Source organism: Candidatus Avelusimicrobium caledoniensis (assembly GCF_902756455.1).
GTDB classification, from domain to species: domain Bacteria; phylum Elusimicrobiota; class Elusimicrobia; order Elusimicrobiales; family Elusimicrobiaceae; genus Avelusimicrobium; species Avelusimicrobium caledoniense.
Genome location: NZ_CACVRB010000014.1, coordinates 147,585 through 162,937 on the forward strand (window position 1 = coordinate 147,585; position 15,353 = coordinate 162,937).

The following is a 15,353-nucleotide window of genomic DNA, read 5'->3' on the forward strand; positions in this document are numbered from 1 at the left end:
TGAGCGTGCGTAAGCCGCGAAAGGCAAAAACCGCGAGCCCGGCCTGCAGGCATTTTGCGTCAGCAAAGCAAAATGACCGGAAGGCAACCCTGTACTGGGCACCATTAAAAAACCCACCGTTGAGGTGGGTTTTTACGTTATTTACAAGCTAACAAATACTTTAATGGCCTTTAAACTGCATGGCATACAAAGCCGCATACGCGCCGTTGCGCTTGATTAGTTCTTCGTGGGTGCCTTCTTCGGCAATTTTGCCGTCGTTGACGACCACAATTTTATCAGCATTTTGGATGGTGCTCAAACGGTGTGCAATCACAATAACGGTGCGGTTTTTCATTAAGTTATCCAACGCTTCTTGTACCACCCGTTCGGACTTATTATCCAACGCGCTGGTGGCTTCGTCCAAAATTACAATTGGGGCGTTTTTCACAAATGCACGCGCAATCGCCAAGCGTTGTTTTTGTCCGCCGGAAAGCAAAATGCCGCGCTCACCGATTTCTGTATCCAACCCGTTGGGAAGCTCCTTAACGAACTGGTCCAAACACGCGTTTTTAAGGGCGGCCCAAATGACTTCTTCCGAAGCGTCGCCGTTACCTAACAAAACATTTTCGCGGATCGTGCCCGAGAACAAAAAGTTATCTTGGAACACCATAGCAATCTGCTGGCGCAGTGATTTTTGGGAAATGTTTTTAATATCTGTTCCGTCAATTTTAATACTGCCTTTGTGGATATCATATAACCGCGGTAAAAGCGAAGAGACCGTCGTTTTGCCGCCGCCGGAATTGCCCACCAACGCCACCGTGCTGCCTACCGGAATTTTCAAATTGATATCATGCAATACTTCGCGGCCTTTCACATACTCAAAATGCACATGATCAAAAATGATTTCTTTGCGCACTTCGGTCAGTTCTTTAGCATCCGGGTGATCTTTGATATTGGGCTGTAAATCTAAAATCTCAAAAATACGGTCAATAGCCATAAACGAGTTTTGGATAGCCACATAGTTGTTCCCCACGCCTTTAAGCGGCGAGTACAACATCATAAGAGCGGCGATAAACGCCACGAAGTTACCGCTGGTAATTTGTCCGTGTACGATTAAATACCCCCCGCACCCGATAACAAGCGCAATACCGATAGACATTAAAATATGCATCACCGGGGAAAGCCAGTTAGTGCCTTTTACCATTTTCATCGCTAAGGCAAACGTCAAATCGGTAGCAGTTTTGAAACGGTCTTGGAACGTTTCTTCTAACGTAAACGAGCGAATCGTTTTATTACCGGCAAAGGTTTCGTTGTAAATAGTGAGTACGTAGGACAAATTACCCACCGTGCGTGTTAAAATATCTTTCATTTTTTTACGCACGATTTTCATGAGCGGCAAAAAGAACACTAATACCAAAATAGCGATAATAGCCAGTTGCCACGAGTTATAAATAAGCACAAATACCAAGGATACCGATGAAAACGTCTTAGATAAAAATTTCTTCATGTTATCAATTAACCCGGTGGACGCCATTTCGGCGTCGGTGGAATAACGGAACAACACCGTACCGGAATTATTGGTATCAAAATAAGCCGTATCCATAGAGAGGAGTTTGGCGTACAATTTGCGTTTAACGCCTTGTGTAATTTTCTGTCCGACCCACGTGTTCATGTAGTTAGAGGCGTACAACAGCACCCCTTGCACAATGGTAAAACCGACAATCAAAAACGGAATCATGGCCGAGAAATGCGGCTGTTTATCCACCATTACTTTATCCATAAACGGTTTTAAAAACATAGCTACCGCACCATCTAATGCACCCACCGGGATCGTTAACGCAACGCCCAGACAAGCGCGAAACCAAAACGGTTTGATATACGGCCACATACGGCGGCAATTTTTAATTAAAGCGTTGGCAGACATTTGTTTAACAACAACTTCTTTAATTTTCTTCATGTCTTCTCCTAAAATTTTTTGGCTTACAGACCTAATTTAAGCAAATCGTGAATATGAATAATGCCCACGGGTTTGCCGGCTTGCGTAACAAACAGCGTGGTAATCTTTTTTTCGTTCATAAAATGCAAGGCCTCGGCGGCCATCATTTCGCCGGAAACATTTTTCGGGTTTTTAGTCATCACATCCACGCCGGTTTGGTTAAAAAGCGCGGGCGACATTTTACGCCGCAAATCTCCGTCGGTAAAAATACCGGTTAGTTTGCCGGACGCATCGGTAAAACCCACACATCCCAAGCGTTTATTGCTCATTTCTACCAAAATAGTAGGGATCGGGGTGTGTTCATCCAATAAAGGGATTTCTTCGCCCGTGTGCATAATATCTTGCACGCGCTGTAAAACAGCCCCCAGTTTGCCACCGGGATGACGGACTTGAAAATCTTGTTTGGTAAATTGTTTGCGGTTCATGAGTGCCACCGTAAGCACATCGCCTAATACAAGCGTGGCCGTGGTGGACGAAGTGGGCGCGAGCCCCAGTGGGTCGGCTTCCGGCATATCGGGCAAAGGTAACACGCAATCGGCGTATTTAGCAAGTGTGCTCGTGGCATTTTTAGTAATACCCACCAACACAATACCGTAGCGTTTGCAATAATTTAAAATATCGGCTAATTCTTTTGACTCGCCGCTGTTGGAAATAGCCACCACCATATCTTCGGTAGAAATCATCCCCAAATCGCCGTGGCTGGCCTCGGCCGGGTGGACAAAAAACGCCGGCGTACCCGTGCTGGCTAACGACGCCACAATTTTTTGCGCCACAATGCCCGATTTACCCATCCCCGTAAAGATAATGCGGCCTTTGGTCTGTTGCATTAAATCTAACACGTGCGACAAAGGCGCGTTTACCAGTAAATCTTCCAATTTTTTCAGGCACGCCACCTCGCGCGCGACGGTATCTTTAACGGCGCAACTATCTTGAGCAACAAGGGATTTTTCGGGCATAGTTTTATCCTCTCTATACAGATATTTTATTATACTAAAAAACCGGAACATACGGGGGCCTTGCCAGGGGAGTTGACAAATCAAAAAAAAAAACGATAATAAAGGGGCAGCAAAAAACCAACAGGAGACTTTTATGAAACATAAACGAGCGTTTACGCTTATTGAATTATTAGTCGTTGTCCTTATTATCGGCATTTTGGCGGCGGTGGCCGTGCCACAGTACCGTCTCGCGGTATCAAAAAGCCGATTTGTTCAATTGCAACTATTGGTAGATCAAGTCAGTTCGGCCCAAGAGGCACTTTACTTAGCCCAAGGTTCATATACAACAGATGTAGAAGTGTTGAGCGTGTCTTTCCCACAAGCCCAATCTGTGTCCACGAACAATGGACAAGTAACCCTTACTTACGATTGGGGCACATGCTCTTTTGATGTTACACAAATGTCCTGTAAAAATGAAAACATCGGCTTGTATTATCACCGGTATTTTGAACACGAACCCAATAGCACCACCATCCATGCAGGAAAACAAAGAGAATGCAGTGCCAAAATCGGCCAAAGCATCCCCAACCAAATTTGCCAGCAAGTCACAGGGAAAAAGACGCCTTTTTGGAACAACGGCGTATGGGCAGCTTACGCTTACTAAATAATACGTTTACCCCAGCAAGGGGGCTTTCTTTTTTCCCCAAAAAAAGTAAAATAACCTGTATGATACGGTTTAATTGTGATTATAGCGAAGGCGCGCATCCGCTGATTTTAGAGAAACTGGCCCAAACCAATTTGGAGCAACTGCCCGGGTATGGGGCGGACTCCTATTGCGTGCAGGCGGCACAACTCATCAAACAGCTTTGTCACGCGCCGCAAGCAGAGGTCCACTTTATCAGCGGCGGCACGCAGACCAATTTAACCGTATTGGCGGCTTTGTTACGACCGTATCAATGTGTTATCTCACCGGAAACCGGACATATCAACGTACATGAAACGGGTGCGATAGAAATGACCGGGCACCATATTTCAATTTTGCCGCACCAAAACGGAAAAATTACCGCCGAGCAGGTGGCTCAAGTCTGCAAGGATCATTGGCAAGATGACAACCCGGAGTTTGCCCCCCAACCTAAAGTAGTGTATATTTCGTTCCCGACCGAGTTCGGCACACTCTACACCAAACAGGAACTGGGCGATTTGCGCCGCGTATGTGATGAGCACAACCTCTATCTTTTTATGGACGGTGCGCGCTTGGGCTACGGGCTGGCCGCACCGGGAAACGACGTTACCTGGGCGGATATTGCCGCATGTTGTGACGCGTTTTATATCGGCGGCACCAAACTGGGCGCGCTACTAGGCGAAGCCGTCGTTTTGGTCAACCCGAAATTGCAAAAAGATTTTCGCTACATTATGAAACAGCGCGGCGCGATTTTAGCCAAAGGCCGTATTTTGGGCATTCAATTTTTAACGCTTTTACAAGACGGTTTGTATGAAAAACTCGGCGCACACGCCGACCGCTTGGCGTTGCAGATCCGCACCGCGTGCCAAGAGGCCGGGCTAAATTTTTTATACGATTCCCCCACCAACCAACAGTTCCTCGTTATGCCTAACGATGTGCTTAAAAAATTAGAGCAAACGTATGCGTTTTCGCATATCGCTTCCCACGGCAAGAACGAAACCGTGATTCGCATTTGCACCAGTTGGGCCACGCAAGAAAGCGACGTCAAACAGCTCGTTGCCGACCTCAAACAACTTATGGGGAAATAGTATGCTACACATCGGATGTCATTTGTCATCGTCGGACGGATTTGAGGCCATGGGGAAAACCGCGCTTGAAATCGGCGCGGACACGTTCCAATTTTTTACGCGCAATCCGCGCGGCAGCAAAGCCAAAGCCATTGACCCCAAAGACGCGGCCGCGCTTTGCACGCTGTTAAAGGAAAATCATTTCGCCCCTATTATTGCCCACGCGCCTTACACGTTAAACCCGGCCTCGGCCGAGGCCACAACGCGCGAGTTTGCATTACTTACTATGCAAGATGATCTTAACCGCATGGAATATGTGCCGGGCAATTTGTACAATTTTCACCCGGGTAGCCATGTGGGGCAAGGGGTGGAAAAAGGCACGCAGTTTATCATTGAACTGTTAAATGAAATTTTAACTTCTAAACAAACCACCACCGTGTTATTGGAAACGATGTCCGGCAAAGGCAGTGAGATCGGCGGCCGTTTTGATGAACTGAAACGCATTTTAGACGGTGTAAAATTAAATAAAAAAATGGGCGTTTGTTTAGACACTTGCCATATTAACGACGCCGGATACGATTTAACAAAACTAGACGACGTGCTAACCGAGTTTGATAAACAAATCGGTTTAAAACTTTTAAAAGCCGTTCACTTAAACGACAGTTTAAACCCTGTCGGTGCACACAAAGACCGCCACGCCGTAATCGGCGGCGGTACGATCGGCACCAAAACGCTCGCCACCGTCATCAATCATCCCGCCCTCAAAAATCTGCCTTTCTGCTTGGAAACTCCTAACGATTTAGACGGCTACGCACGCGAAATAAAACTACTGCGCAGTTTGGCTCGTTAAACAGAGTCCAAAAGACCCAGCCGGGTCTGGGTCTAAAGACTCTGTTTTCTCTGTCCATACTTCAATATAGTATAAGTATGAAAAAATCTATACTTTTGTTTTTAGTTGCCTGTTTAGCGGCCAACAGCGCATGGGCCGGTTTTCCGCCCACAGGCGGTGCACGCGCGTTGTTGCGCAGCGCCCGCATGGGAAAACCGTTTTTAAACCCGTTACGCAGTTCTCCGACAGTTTCACCCCATTTTTTATATCACAAATTTTCATCGCCCCAAGCGATGTCCGCGCATGATGCCTTGGAAAATTCAGTTAATTTATTAGCCAACGCTGCCTTAGAAAGATCCCTTTTTGTACCGCCTTCCATTAAACCGCTGGATAACAATATCCAACGCTTTGTTTTTACAGTTTCCCCCAAAGGGTACAACACGGAGCCCGTCGGTTCCGGCTTTGTATTTGCCCAGAATTTGCCCAACGGCACGGTGCGTTTGTGGGGCATTACCACCGCCGATATCGCCACCCGGACCGGACCGGATGTGCGCCTAACTTTTACTATTCCGCAAGAACGTCCCATTTCATTCCCGGGCAAAATTGTTGCGCAAGGAAGTGCGGACGGAAGCAATGCGGCGTTAATTGAAGTGCCGGAAGATATCGCCGAAGTGGCGTTGCCGGTAATTCCCAGCACCCGCAACACCGTAAACGGAGGCGCGTTAGCGTATGGTTTTCATGATGACGGCAATTTGTATAAAATGGGTCTGGCTCCGTTTATGCAGACCAGCGAACGCGGCCTTGCGCATACGTCGCAGCTCTATTCCCCTTTGGCTATGCAAGGCGGGCTTGTAGTGGATGCGAATGGTCATGCCTTGGGCATTTACAACACGTCTTACGACGCCGCCGGAAAAGCAGGCACGTGGGTCCCCCCGCACAAACGCAAATTCTTCAAAGACGGTTTAAACGCAGTGAGCGAGTTTATCCCTTTGAAACACGTAGAATATTTATTGCGCGAATATGAAACGCCGCATAGTGCCGCACGGGTCGTTTTGTTTAACGGACAAATCGTCGGCAAAATTGAACTTAACGAAAGCATTATGCAAATAGACGTTACGTATGATAACGCAACTCCGGCCACGTTAGACAAAAATCCGCTCTGGTCGTTGCACGATTTAGATAAATTTATCCCGGACTTAGACCACGCCACGCGGGTGTATGTGCATATTGCCGGCCCGGACGGACAGTATAAATATACGTATGACCTGGATCTGAAAAAGAATCGGTTTTTCCGGGTAGATGGGATGTTATAATTTTAGCAGTTAAAAAAAGAAACCCGTTCATTGGAACGGGTTTCTTTTTTAAAAAGTGGACCTGACGAAGACCCAACTTGCGACCTCCTCAGCCGCAACGGCGTTGCCGTAGCGCCTGCCGTCAGCCACATTTTCAAAAAAAACCCACGCTCTCGCGCGGGTTTCTTTTTTAAAAAGTGGACCTGACAAGGATCGAACTTGCGACCTCCTGCATGCCATGCAGGCGCTCTCCCAGCTGAGCTACAGGCCCGTTATGTATTTATTATATCAGTTTTATCCAAAAAGTGCAAACCGTTCCATTAGCTCATCGCGTTCCGCTGTAACAATGCGACCCATAAGGCGTCTTTTTTTGCGTGATGTTTTGACAAAGTTTTTCCCCTTTATAATCCCCATAAGTACAGCAGTTGAAACCCCGACTTGTATGCTCCCACTGAAGCGTAATATGAGGATTATACAATGTACAGCTAGTGCGGGGAGGTCCGCCCACCACGGAATTAGCATACGTAAATTCACACTGCCATTTATCCGTTTTAAAGAGAGTTCCACTTGCATTCATTGGATATTCAATAGACAGTTCGTCCGCACGCGACGCATATACACCGTTGGCCAAATGATAAACTTGTTGTGCATCTACAATGGCTTTACTGATAGTTACCAGTTGTGTAAACCGTGCCTTTGCCACCGTTAACTGATATTGCGGCAACGCCACCGCCGCCAAAATGCCGATGATAAGAACAACGACTAATAATTCAATAAGCGTAAAACCGGAGCGAAGCGGAGCCCCGGAAGGCCGGAGTCCGGGGCCTATTCCTTTAGAATCAGGTGTCATCCCCGAGGTTGGCGGCGTGCAACGTGCGGCCCGCAGGGTTCGGGGATCTTCTCCTTGTGTTTTCCAAGCGGTTGAGATACCCGACAAAAACCTTCGGGTATGACATTTATTATTAACATCTTTTCCATTTTCTCTTTGCATACAAAGCTCCTTAATGATATCCTTATCTCATTAAATAAAATGTAGCAAAAAAAAAAACGATGTCAAGCAAAAGTTTTTCTTCAGCAAATTAACGACGTTATTTCATACAATAAACGTATGCCGTGGTATAAAGATAAAATTTTGTGGCAGATTATAGCGGTTTGCGCAAGTATTAAACTGGCAACTTTGCTGTGCTTGTATTTTTTCGGACCGCTGGGCGAAGAAGTGCTTGCGTTCCCCGACTCAATTACCTACGTTTATCCCGCACAAACTTTTTTGGCTTACGGTCAATTTTGGGAGGCCGTATCCGCCAGTCCGCTCCTCATGCGCACGCCGGGATATCCCGCATTTTTGGCACTTGTGCAATTTGTAACCGGTAATATGACATGGGCCGTGGCCGCCGCACAAAACCTTTTATCTCTTGTACTTTTACTGCCCGTTTATTTAACAACACGCCGCTTGGCTGATTTATCCGCCGCCCGTTGGGCCGCCGGGTTTTGTGCGGCAAGCGTGTTATATTTCTCGCTATCGTTTGCGGTATTAACGGAAACCTTGTGTGTGTTTCTGCTCGCGTGGTTTGTGTTTTTGGCGGTGCGGTGGTTGGAAAATCCGCAAGCGCGTGATCTAATAGGGGCCGCCGTATTATTAGCCGCGGCTGTCTATGTGCGCCCTGCTGTGTATTATTTTGTGCCGATGGCATTTATGTTGTTGTTAGCACTTGCTTTACGCCAAAAATCGCGTACGCTTTTTAAGCAAACGGTACTTTGTTTTATGGTGCCGCTGATCGTTTCAATCGGGGCGTGGCAAGTGCGCAATAAATATCAAACGGGGTACGGCGGGTTTACATCCGTCGGCGCGTATAATCTGTATATTTGGAACGAAGATTTTATCGCTAAGCAAAGCGGGCTGACCGTGCCGCAAGCGCATCAAAAATTACTGGCGCTGTTGCCCGCCGGATTTGACACGTGGCCGGCTCCCGCACAGGTAAAAGAATATAAACGCTTAGCCGCGCCGTTACTTAAACAAAGTTGGAAACACCGTCTGACGCACTGGCCGCTGTGGGCCGGAAAAACGCTCCTGGGCACCAATCACGTGCATTTAACGCGCCTGTTGTTAGCACGCGCCGATGAGCCGGAAAAAACGCTCAATCAAACAGCTCTTTTGCCGCGTCCGTGGCTCTCTACACTAGCGGAAAAACTACTATTTGTTTTAGCATTTCTGCAAATAATAAGCGTGGTATTTTTGGGAAGTTGGGGGCTGTGGCAACTAGCCAAAACCCATGTTAAAACAGCTTTGTTTTTGGGAATATATATCGGTTACTTTTGGGCCGTGGGGTCCGGTTTCTTTGGCACGTACGCGCGGCTTCGCGCGCCGTTTGAATTTGTGCTTTGTATCACGGCAGGTATCGTGGCAAGCACGTGGCTTGCGCAACATAAAAACTCATCAAAAAACTAATAACCTACTGCCAAACTTTCAATTAAAAAAGAGGGAAATTTACACTTACGCATTTTGGCCTGCGTTGTTTTGACATCATACGGCTCGCGAAAAAACGTAAATGTACCCGCTTTTGTATCCCACATGCCAAAAGAGGCCTGCGGGTTTTTATCACGCGGTTTACCGACGGCACCGGGGTTGATCACATAACGTGAATGGCGGGTAAAATTGATGACGGTTTTATCTGTGCTGCACAGCGTAACCGAGCAGCTGCGCGGCGTGCCTTTCATGGAAAACGGCAGATGGGTGTGTCCTACAAAACAAACCGTCCCTTCCCACAACGGCAAATATACCTGAAATTGTTTTGCGCTGGAGAAATACTCTTTAATCGGGTCGGCCGGCGTGCCGTGTACAACGCAGAAACTGGGCATCTGTACCCGGTCGGGCAAGGTGGCTAACGCATCCAATGACGCCGAGGAAAGCATTTTGCGGCTTTTTTCCAACGCCAAACGCGCATCATAATTAAAGAAAGCTTCCAACTCCGGTTGGTGCAAAGCCGCATCGTGATTGCCCAGCACACACGCCAGTAGCGGCAACTTTAAAATTTTTTGCACGCATGCTTCCGGGTCCGGCCCGTAGCCGATTAAATCGCCACAGAAAATAAACCGCTCCGCCTGTTCTTTATCTAACCGCTCCAAACAAGCGTTCAACGCTTCCAAGTTGCCGTGCACGTCGGAAAATACACCTACTTTCATTAGGCCTCCGCAAGGGCTTCTATGGCTTCTTTCTTTTTAACGTCTTCGGGGTTGGTGCGGTCTGCCAAGTTCACAGACATTACCTTAGACACCCCGCTCTCTTCCATCGTAATACCGTAGAGCATACGCGCCGCTTCCATAGTACGTTTGTTGTGCGTAACAACGATAAATTGCGTAGTTTTGGAAAATTCTTTAATGAGGTTTACGTAGCGTTCCACGTTGGCTTCGTCCAAAGCGGCATCGGCTTCGTCCATAATGCAGAACGGCGAGGGGTTGTGCGTAAAGAAAGCAAACAATAGCGACATCGCCGTCAACGTTTTTTCGCCGCCGGACATAGAGGTAATGTTAAGCAATTTTTTACCCGGCGGTTGGGCAAAAATTTCAATACCGGTTTCTAACAAATTATCCGGTTGCGTAAGCACCAAGTCGCACTCGCCGCCGCGGAACAGCGTTTGATAGATATTCTTAAAGTGCATACGCACTTGGTCAAACGTGTAGCGGAAGTTTTCGCGCGTGGTTTGGTTGATTTTGCTAATCGCCGATTTTAAATCTTTTTTCGCGCTTTCCAAATCGTTAATTTGCGTTTTTAGGAAGTTGTTGCGCTCGGTAAGTGCGTCATATTCTTCCGGCGCGGTCATATTGACGGCTCCCATATTTTCAATGCGTTTTCGCATCATTTTTACGCGCTCGTAATCTACGGTTTTATCGCCGTAATTAAGCTGCGCTTCTTCGGGCGTGATGTTCCAACTTTCAAACAAATTGTTTACAACCGTCGTGCGTTGGCGGCGCGCATTGGAAAGGGCGTTTTCCAAATCGTTCTTTTTGATCGTCAAGTCGGAAAACTCTTTTTTGCACGCATTGAGCGCGGTTGTTTTTTCGTTAAATTCTTTTTTAAGGGCTTCTACTTCGCCGCGCATTTGATGCTCGGTCAGTTCCAACTGCGCTAGCGCATCGCGCTCGGAAGAAAGCTTGGCTTGCGTAGACAGTTTTTCTTCGGCCAAACTTTTTAAGCGCAAGTTGGACGAAGCGATTTTTTCGTTACGTTTGCCTTCGCTGTCGGTTAAGCTATTAAATTCAAATTCGGTAGATTTTAAATCTAACTCCACGTTATTTTTCTTAATACGCACGTCGTAGAGTTTAGCACTTAGTTCATTAAGCGTGCCTTTTAAGGTTTCGGCCTGCGCGCGCAAATCGGTTTGTTTTTGTTTTAATTCTTCGCCGCGTTGTTGCGTTTGCGCGTGGCGCGTTTTTAATTCTTCTACTTGTTTTTTGAGCGCCTCCACCGTTTGTTTGCGGTTATCTACGCGCAAGGTAATTTCTTGTTTGCGACGGGCGGCACGGTCCAGTTCCTGTTTCGTTTGCGCAATTTGACGTTCTTGGTTAGTGCGTTCGTTTTGCACCGTGTTGAGCGCCACAGCGGTTTCCTGCAATTTTGTACGCAAAGTTTTTAAATTTTCTTCGGCTTTTTGCAACGCTTCGTAATTAGTAATAATTTCTTTGGACAATGTTTCTTCTTCGGCCGATTTAGCTGTCATTTCGCCGCGGACGGTTTCTTCTTCGCCCCAGTATGCTTCCGGGGCGCGCACGTCTTTTGCACCGCCGCCAATGAAAAACTCATCTTGCACCGTACCGTCTTGGTAACTGTATCCGCCGATGATATAGTCCACTAAATTTTCCAACTCCGGCTGATACGAAAGTTGCGCCTTGAGCGCGTTTTGCGGCGCGGTATGTTTAGCCGCAGGTACTTTGGATAAAACGATAAATTTAGCACGCGCTTTGCCGTGTTCTTTAAGTAGCGTGACGGCGGCAGTAACGGTCTTTTCGCTCTCGCACATCACCGCGTCTAAGTATTTTCCAAACGCTTCTTCTACGATAACACCTAACTCCGCCGGATATTTTAACGCTTTGCGAAGTGTGCCTTTTACGCCGGAAAGTCCGCTCTTGCTGACCAGTTGCGCCCCCACCCAGTACGGGTCGTTTTTACCTTGGGTTTGAATCATCTCCAACTTGGCTTTTAGTCCGGCTACGGCTGATTTGACGGCGGATAATTTTTCGTTAAGCGTACTGCGCTCTTGTTGGAGTTCGCGCAAAGCAGTTTCGCTCTTGGAAATATCTTCGCGTGCTTGGTTAGCGGCGGCTTGTGCCGTCTCTACGCGCGAAACGATTTCTTTTAACTTTTCTTCTTGCTCGGCGAGGCCTTGCGTTTGTGTTTGGCTGACTTTTTCGGCCGCAATTAAATCTTCGTTTTCGCGCTGGGCGGAAGATTCCTCCAGCGAAATGCGGTTGGAAACTTCCATCTGTTTTTGCACGATGTTCATTAGTTCGCCCGATGCACGTTGCAAATCACTTTCCGCTTGGCGCAAATCGTTTTCTAACTTTTGCGCGGCGGCGGTTTGTTCGTTGTAATTTTTTTGCAAGGGGTCTAATTCCGCGCTGACTTGCGCCAACTGTTCTTTGAGTTTGGCAATCGTCGGCACGAGCTCTTGCAAACGGTTTTGTCCGCGCTGGGCTTCCGCGCCGGAGGCGGCTACTTGGGCGGTCAGTTCGGCCGTTAAGTTGTCGCAGTTTTTAATCGCGCCTTCCAACAAACCCACTTGGTATTTGCTGGCGGAAATTTTTTCGTTAAACTCCGCCATCTCTTTTTGTTTGTGCGTTAAATTAAGGTCTAACGCCGCACACGCGCCTTCTTGGGCAGAAATGCGGTTTTCCAAATCGTTTTGTTTAGTAACAATAGGGTCTAATTCGGCGGTGTGTTTGGCAATAAGTCCGTCGGCTTCTTTAATAGAGCAAACGGAAATAGCAATTTCGCTTTCTTTGAGTTCTTCGCGGTACTTTTGATAGAGCCGCGCTTTTTTAGCTTCGCTGTCTAACTTTTTGATTTGCTCTTGGATAAGCGCAACCGTATCCGCTAGACGCGCCAGATCCAAATCTACGCGCTCCAAGCGGCGCACGCATTCTTCGCGTTTGGCTTTATATTTGGATACGCCGGCGACTTCTTCAAACATTTCGCGGCGTTGTTCGGCCGACGCGGAAAGCACGCTTTCCACACCGCCCTGGTCAATAATTGCGTACCCTTCGCCGCCGATACCGGTATCTAAAAACAGATCGCGGATATCGCGCAAGCGGCATTGGACTTTATTTAAAAAATATTCACTTTCGCCGGAGCGGAAAATTTTGCGGGTAACGGTAATTTCGTTAAAATCTAAGGGAAGTTGGCGCGACGCATTATCAAAAATCATGCTCACTTGCGCCATATTTAAAGGAGCGCGTTTAGCCGTACCGTTGAAAATAATATCCACCATGGACGCCGAACGCAACGCTTTCCAACTCATCTCGCCGATCGTCCAGCGCACGGAATCAATCACGTTAGATTTACCGCATCCGTTCGGGCCAACCACGCAGGTAATGCCCGGTTCAAAATCAAGGCGGGATTTATCGGCAAACGACTTAAACCCCATAATCTCTATTGCTTTTAAATACATAATCTTCCCCTAGGTATATAGGTTGATTATAGCATTTTACCCTATTATATAGGTAAAAAAGCGGGAAAACGACTCCCTACGCGAACGGAGGAATTGACCCCCGAGGGACATAAGACGAAAAAAAATGCTTGCAAAATTTAATTTTTTTTATTACACTTGATGTGTACGTTAGTGTACGTTAATATTAACGACGATCCTTATAAGGAGGAGTTTAACAATGGCTGAAAAAGTATTGAAAGTAGGCATGGACCGCGAAGACGGTTTCTTGTACTACATTGACAAAGACGGTGATATCGCCCGTGTGCAAATGGCCCGAAAAGAAAAAGGATATCTCTATTTCTTAGATAAGAAAGGTGATATCTCTCGCGCCAAAATGGTAAACGCCAAATAAGTTTACGTTTTGCCAAACACCCCGCTCGTTTGAGTGGGGTGTTTTCTTTGGTAAAAGGAACACTCCCGAAACCGGGGGGTGTTTTCTTTGGTAAAAGGAACACTCCCGAAACCGCGGGGTGTTTTTTGTTGGTAAAAGGAACACGCCCGGGTTGGGGGTGTTTTTGTACTTTTTCCCTCAAACACATTTCTCACCTGATTTTCAAACTATTAAAATTCATCGTAATTTTAACAAACCGCCAAATTTTGCTTGACAGATCAAAAAAAAAAACGATAATAAAGGGACGGATAAAAAAACAAGGAGTCCAAATATGAACAACAAACAAGCGTTTACGCTCATTGAATTATTAGTAGTGGTACTTATTATTGGCATACTCGCGGCCGTGGCTCTGCCACAGTATCAAAAAGCCGTGGAAAAATCTAAGGGGGCACAGGCACTTACTTTATTAAAATCGGTCTATCAGGCCGCCAAGGCCTATCAGTTAGCCAACGGAAGTTGGCCCAGCTCCATAGACGAACTGGCCGTAGATATCCCTTGGACCGGACATGAAAAATGGTACGAAACGGGGGCTTATAAAGCCCCACTTTCCAACGGGGAATGGTCCTTGCAGCTTTTTAGCAGCCCGGATAGCCACGGGAACGGTGTATCTATCGGGCGCATTTCGGGCCCGTATCAGGGAACGGCTTTTGAAATATACGCAGACCGCCCCGGCGATTTTCCGACAGAAAGTATTTTCTGCGCAGAGGGTTACTCCCGCAGTTATGTACAACATAAATTTAGCAAAAACAAGGGTGCATATTGCCAACAAATTTTCCGCGGAACTGAAATTCCGAATTTCACGGGCGGGATGAACTATTTTTTATTTACCAACTAAAAATTGCTTCTGCTCTTTAAGCGGGGTGTTTTTTAGTAAGGCATGCTATTCCAAAAAGTAACAATTATAATGGTAATTACCATTAACCCAATCGTGTGTCGTTTTGTGGGCAACGGAACGGCAAACCTCGTCCATCATTGTATTTTGCACGCCGCAACAACTGGTTTTGCCCGCAGTGGAGACGTCCGATCCCACGGCATGGTTAAACGACTTTTGCACATACACATCTTTAGACCATTGCGCACAACCGACATAATGTCCTCCGATAATAATACATTCCATTCCGTCCGGATAAAATGCGGACGGAATAGAACTGTTCGTCCACCCTACATTTTGCTTCACTTCAGCTCCGCTTGTAATATCTATATCTACATCACGCACATCATTCGGATAAAATCCATTGGCTAAATAATATACTTCCGCACCGTCATGCAACGCTTTCACGCGCACTAACATTTGCGTAAGCCGGCTTTTAGCTACCGCTTTTTGATACTGCGGAACCGCAACCGCCGCGAGTATGCCGATAATAAGTACCACTACTAATAATTCAATCAACGTAAATGCTTGCTTGTTTTTCATACAACCTCCTTTTTATCATTAAATAAAATGTAGCAAAAAAAAAAAACGATGTCAAGTTTTATTTTTT

13 protein-coding genes and 1 tRNA gene are annotated in these 15,353 nt (G+C 46.8%); 7 read left to right on the forward strand and 7 right to left on the reverse strand.

Features of this window, described 5'->3' with window-relative positions:
• Positions 1-160: 160 nt before the first annotated feature.
• Positions 161-1,936 carry an ABC transporter ATP-binding protein gene (locus tag ACQY2W_RS04705; protein WP_428049880.1) on the reverse strand — a complete coding sequence of 592 codons (1,776 nt, stop codon included), beginning with the start codon at positions 1,934-1,936 and terminating at the stop codon, positions 161-163.
• A gap of 23 nt (positions 1,937-1,959) precedes the next feature.
• Positions 1,960-2,931, reverse strand: coding sequence for a KpsF/GutQ family sugar-phosphate isomerase (locus ACQY2W_RS04710; protein ID WP_428049882.1), 972 nt, complete (start codon positions 2,929-2,931; stop codon positions 1,960-1,962).
• Between the two features lie 133 nt (positions 2,932-3,064).
• On the opposite strand from ACQY2W_RS04710, the gene ACQY2W_RS04715 reads away from it, so the two are divergent.
• The 4 genes from ACQY2W_RS04715 (at position 3,065) to ACQY2W_RS04730 (ending at position 6,801) form a co-directional block, all read left to right on the forward strand.
• Positions 3,065-3,574, forward strand: coding sequence for a type IV pilin protein (locus ACQY2W_RS04715; protein WP_428049884.1), 510 nt, complete (start codon positions 3,065-3,067; stop codon positions 3,572-3,574).
• A gap of 62 nt (positions 3,575-3,636) precedes the next feature.
• Positions 3,637-4,680: a threonine aldolase family protein gene (locus ACQY2W_RS04720; RefSeq protein WP_428049886.1), complete on the forward strand. Its 1,044-nt coding sequence runs from the start codon at positions 3,637-3,639 to the stop codon at positions 4,678-4,680.
• A gap of 1 nt (position 4,681) precedes the next feature.
• Positions 4,682-5,509: a deoxyribonuclease IV gene (locus ACQY2W_RS04725; protein ID WP_428049888.1), complete on the forward strand. Its 828-nt coding sequence runs from the start codon at positions 4,682-4,684 to the stop codon at positions 5,507-5,509.
• 77 nt (positions 5,510-5,586) lie between these two features.
• Positions 5,587-6,801, forward strand: coding sequence for a hypothetical protein (locus tag ACQY2W_RS04730; protein WP_428049890.1), 1,215 nt, complete (start codon positions 5,587-5,589; stop codon positions 6,799-6,801).
• Between the two features lie 177 nt (positions 6,802-6,978).
• Here the strand turns inward: ACQY2W_RS04730 and ACQY2W_RS04735 are convergent.
• Both ACQY2W_RS04735 and ACQY2W_RS04740 read right to left on the reverse strand, forming a co-directional pair.
• Positions 6,979-7,051, reverse strand: a tRNA-Ala gene (locus ACQY2W_RS04735).
• A gap of 54 nt (positions 7,052-7,105) precedes the next feature.
• Positions 7,106-7,771, reverse strand: coding sequence for a type IV pilin protein (locus ACQY2W_RS04740; protein WP_428049892.1), 666 nt, complete (start codon positions 7,769-7,771; stop codon positions 7,106-7,108).
• A 117-nt stretch (positions 7,772-7,888) separates the two neighbouring features.
• Here ACQY2W_RS04740 and ACQY2W_RS04745 point away from each other — a divergent pair, with 117 nt between their 5' ends.
• On the forward strand, positions 7,889-9,226 hold the full coding sequence (locus ACQY2W_RS04745; RefSeq protein ID WP_428049894.1) for a glycosyltransferase family 39 protein: 1,338 nt from the start codon (positions 7,889-7,891) through the stop codon (positions 9,224-9,226).
• On the opposite strand, the gene ACQY2W_RS04750 is transcribed toward ACQY2W_RS04745, so the two are convergent.
• Positions 9,223-9,960, reverse strand: coding sequence for a metallophosphoesterase family protein (locus ACQY2W_RS04750; protein WP_428049896.1), 738 nt, complete (start codon positions 9,958-9,960; stop codon positions 9,223-9,225). The genes ACQY2W_RS04745 and ACQY2W_RS04750 overlap by 4 nt on opposite strands.
• Positions 9,960-13,442: a chromosome segregation protein SMC gene (gene smc / locus ACQY2W_RS04755; protein ID WP_428049898.1), complete on the reverse strand. Its 3,483-nt coding sequence runs from the start codon at positions 13,440-13,442 to the stop codon at positions 9,960-9,962. Before smc ends, ACQY2W_RS04750 begins: the two co-directional genes overlap by 1 nt.
• Positions 13,443-13,659: 217 nt before the next feature.
• Here smc and ACQY2W_RS04760 point away from each other — a divergent pair, with 217 nt between their 5' ends.
• Together ACQY2W_RS04760 and ACQY2W_RS04765 are read left to right on the forward strand one after the other, a co-directional pair.
• Positions 13,660-13,833 carry a hypothetical protein gene (locus tag ACQY2W_RS04760; protein WP_428049900.1) on the forward strand — a complete coding sequence of 58 codons (174 nt, stop codon included), beginning with the start codon at positions 13,660-13,662 and terminating at the stop codon, positions 13,831-13,833.
• A gap of 310 nt (positions 13,834-14,143) precedes the next feature.
• Positions 14,144-14,707 carry a type IV pilin protein gene (locus tag ACQY2W_RS04765; protein WP_428049902.1) on the forward strand — a complete coding sequence of 188 codons (564 nt, stop codon included), beginning with the start codon at positions 14,144-14,146 and terminating at the stop codon, positions 14,705-14,707.
• A gap of 45 nt (positions 14,708-14,752) precedes the next feature.
• On the opposite strand, the gene ACQY2W_RS04770 is transcribed toward ACQY2W_RS04765, so the two are convergent.
• Complete coding sequence (locus ACQY2W_RS04770) at positions 14,753-15,286, reverse strand: type IV pilin protein (protein WP_428049904.1); 534 nt, start codon at positions 15,284-15,286, stop codon at positions 14,753-14,755.
• Positions 15,287-15,353 lie beyond the last annotated feature (67 nt).

Bases quoted from the DNA above. Each gene is read 5' to 3' on its own strand.
- ACQY2W_RS04770 (WP_428049904.1), bottom strand. From the start codon at position 15,286: ATGAAAAACAAGCAAGCATTTACGTTGATTGAATTATTAGTAGTGGTA.
- ACQY2W_RS04730 (WP_428049890.1), top strand. From the start codon at position 5,587: ATGAAAAAATCTATACTTTTGTTTTTAGTTGCCTGTTTAGCGGCCAAC.
- ACQY2W_RS04705 (WP_428049880.1), bottom strand. From the start codon at position 1,936: ATGAAGAAAATTAAAGAAGTTGTTGTTAAACAAATGTCTGCCAACGCT.
- ACQY2W_RS04745 (WP_428049894.1), top strand. From the start codon at position 7,889: ATGCCGTGGTATAAAGATAAAATTTTGTGGCAGATTATAGCGGTTTGC.
- ACQY2W_RS04720 (WP_428049886.1), top strand. From the start codon at position 3,637: ATGATACGGTTTAATTGTGATTATAGCGAAGGCGCGCATCCGCTGATT.
- ACQY2W_RS04715 (WP_428049884.1), top strand. From the start codon at position 3,065: ATGAAACATAAACGAGCGTTTACGCTTATTGAATTATTAGTCGTTGTC.
- ACQY2W_RS04750 (WP_428049896.1), bottom strand. From the start codon at position 9,960: ATGAAAGTAGGTGTATTTTCCGACGTGCACGGCAACTTGGAAGCGTTG.
- ACQY2W_RS04765 (WP_428049902.1), top strand. From the start codon at position 14,144: ATGAACAACAAACAAGCGTTTACGCTCATTGAATTATTAGTAGTGGTA.
- ACQY2W_RS04760 (WP_428049900.1), top strand. From the start codon at position 13,660: ATGGCTGAAAAAGTATTGAAAGTAGGCATGGACCGCGAAGACGGTTTC.
- ACQY2W_RS04725 (WP_428049888.1), top strand. From the start codon at position 4,682: ATGCTACACATCGGATGTCATTTGTCATCGTCGGACGGATTTGAGGCC.
- ACQY2W_RS04710 (WP_428049882.1), bottom strand. From the start codon at position 2,931: ATGCCCGAAAAATCCCTTGTTGCTCAAGATAGTTGCGCCGTTAAAGAT.
- ACQY2W_RS04740 (WP_428049892.1), bottom strand. From the start codon at position 7,771: ATGCAAAGAGAAAATGGAAAAGATGTTAATAATAAATGTCATACCCGA.
- smc (WP_428049898.1), bottom strand. From the start codon at position 13,442: ATGTATTTAAAAGCAATAGAGATTATGGGGTTTAAGTCGTTTGCCGAT.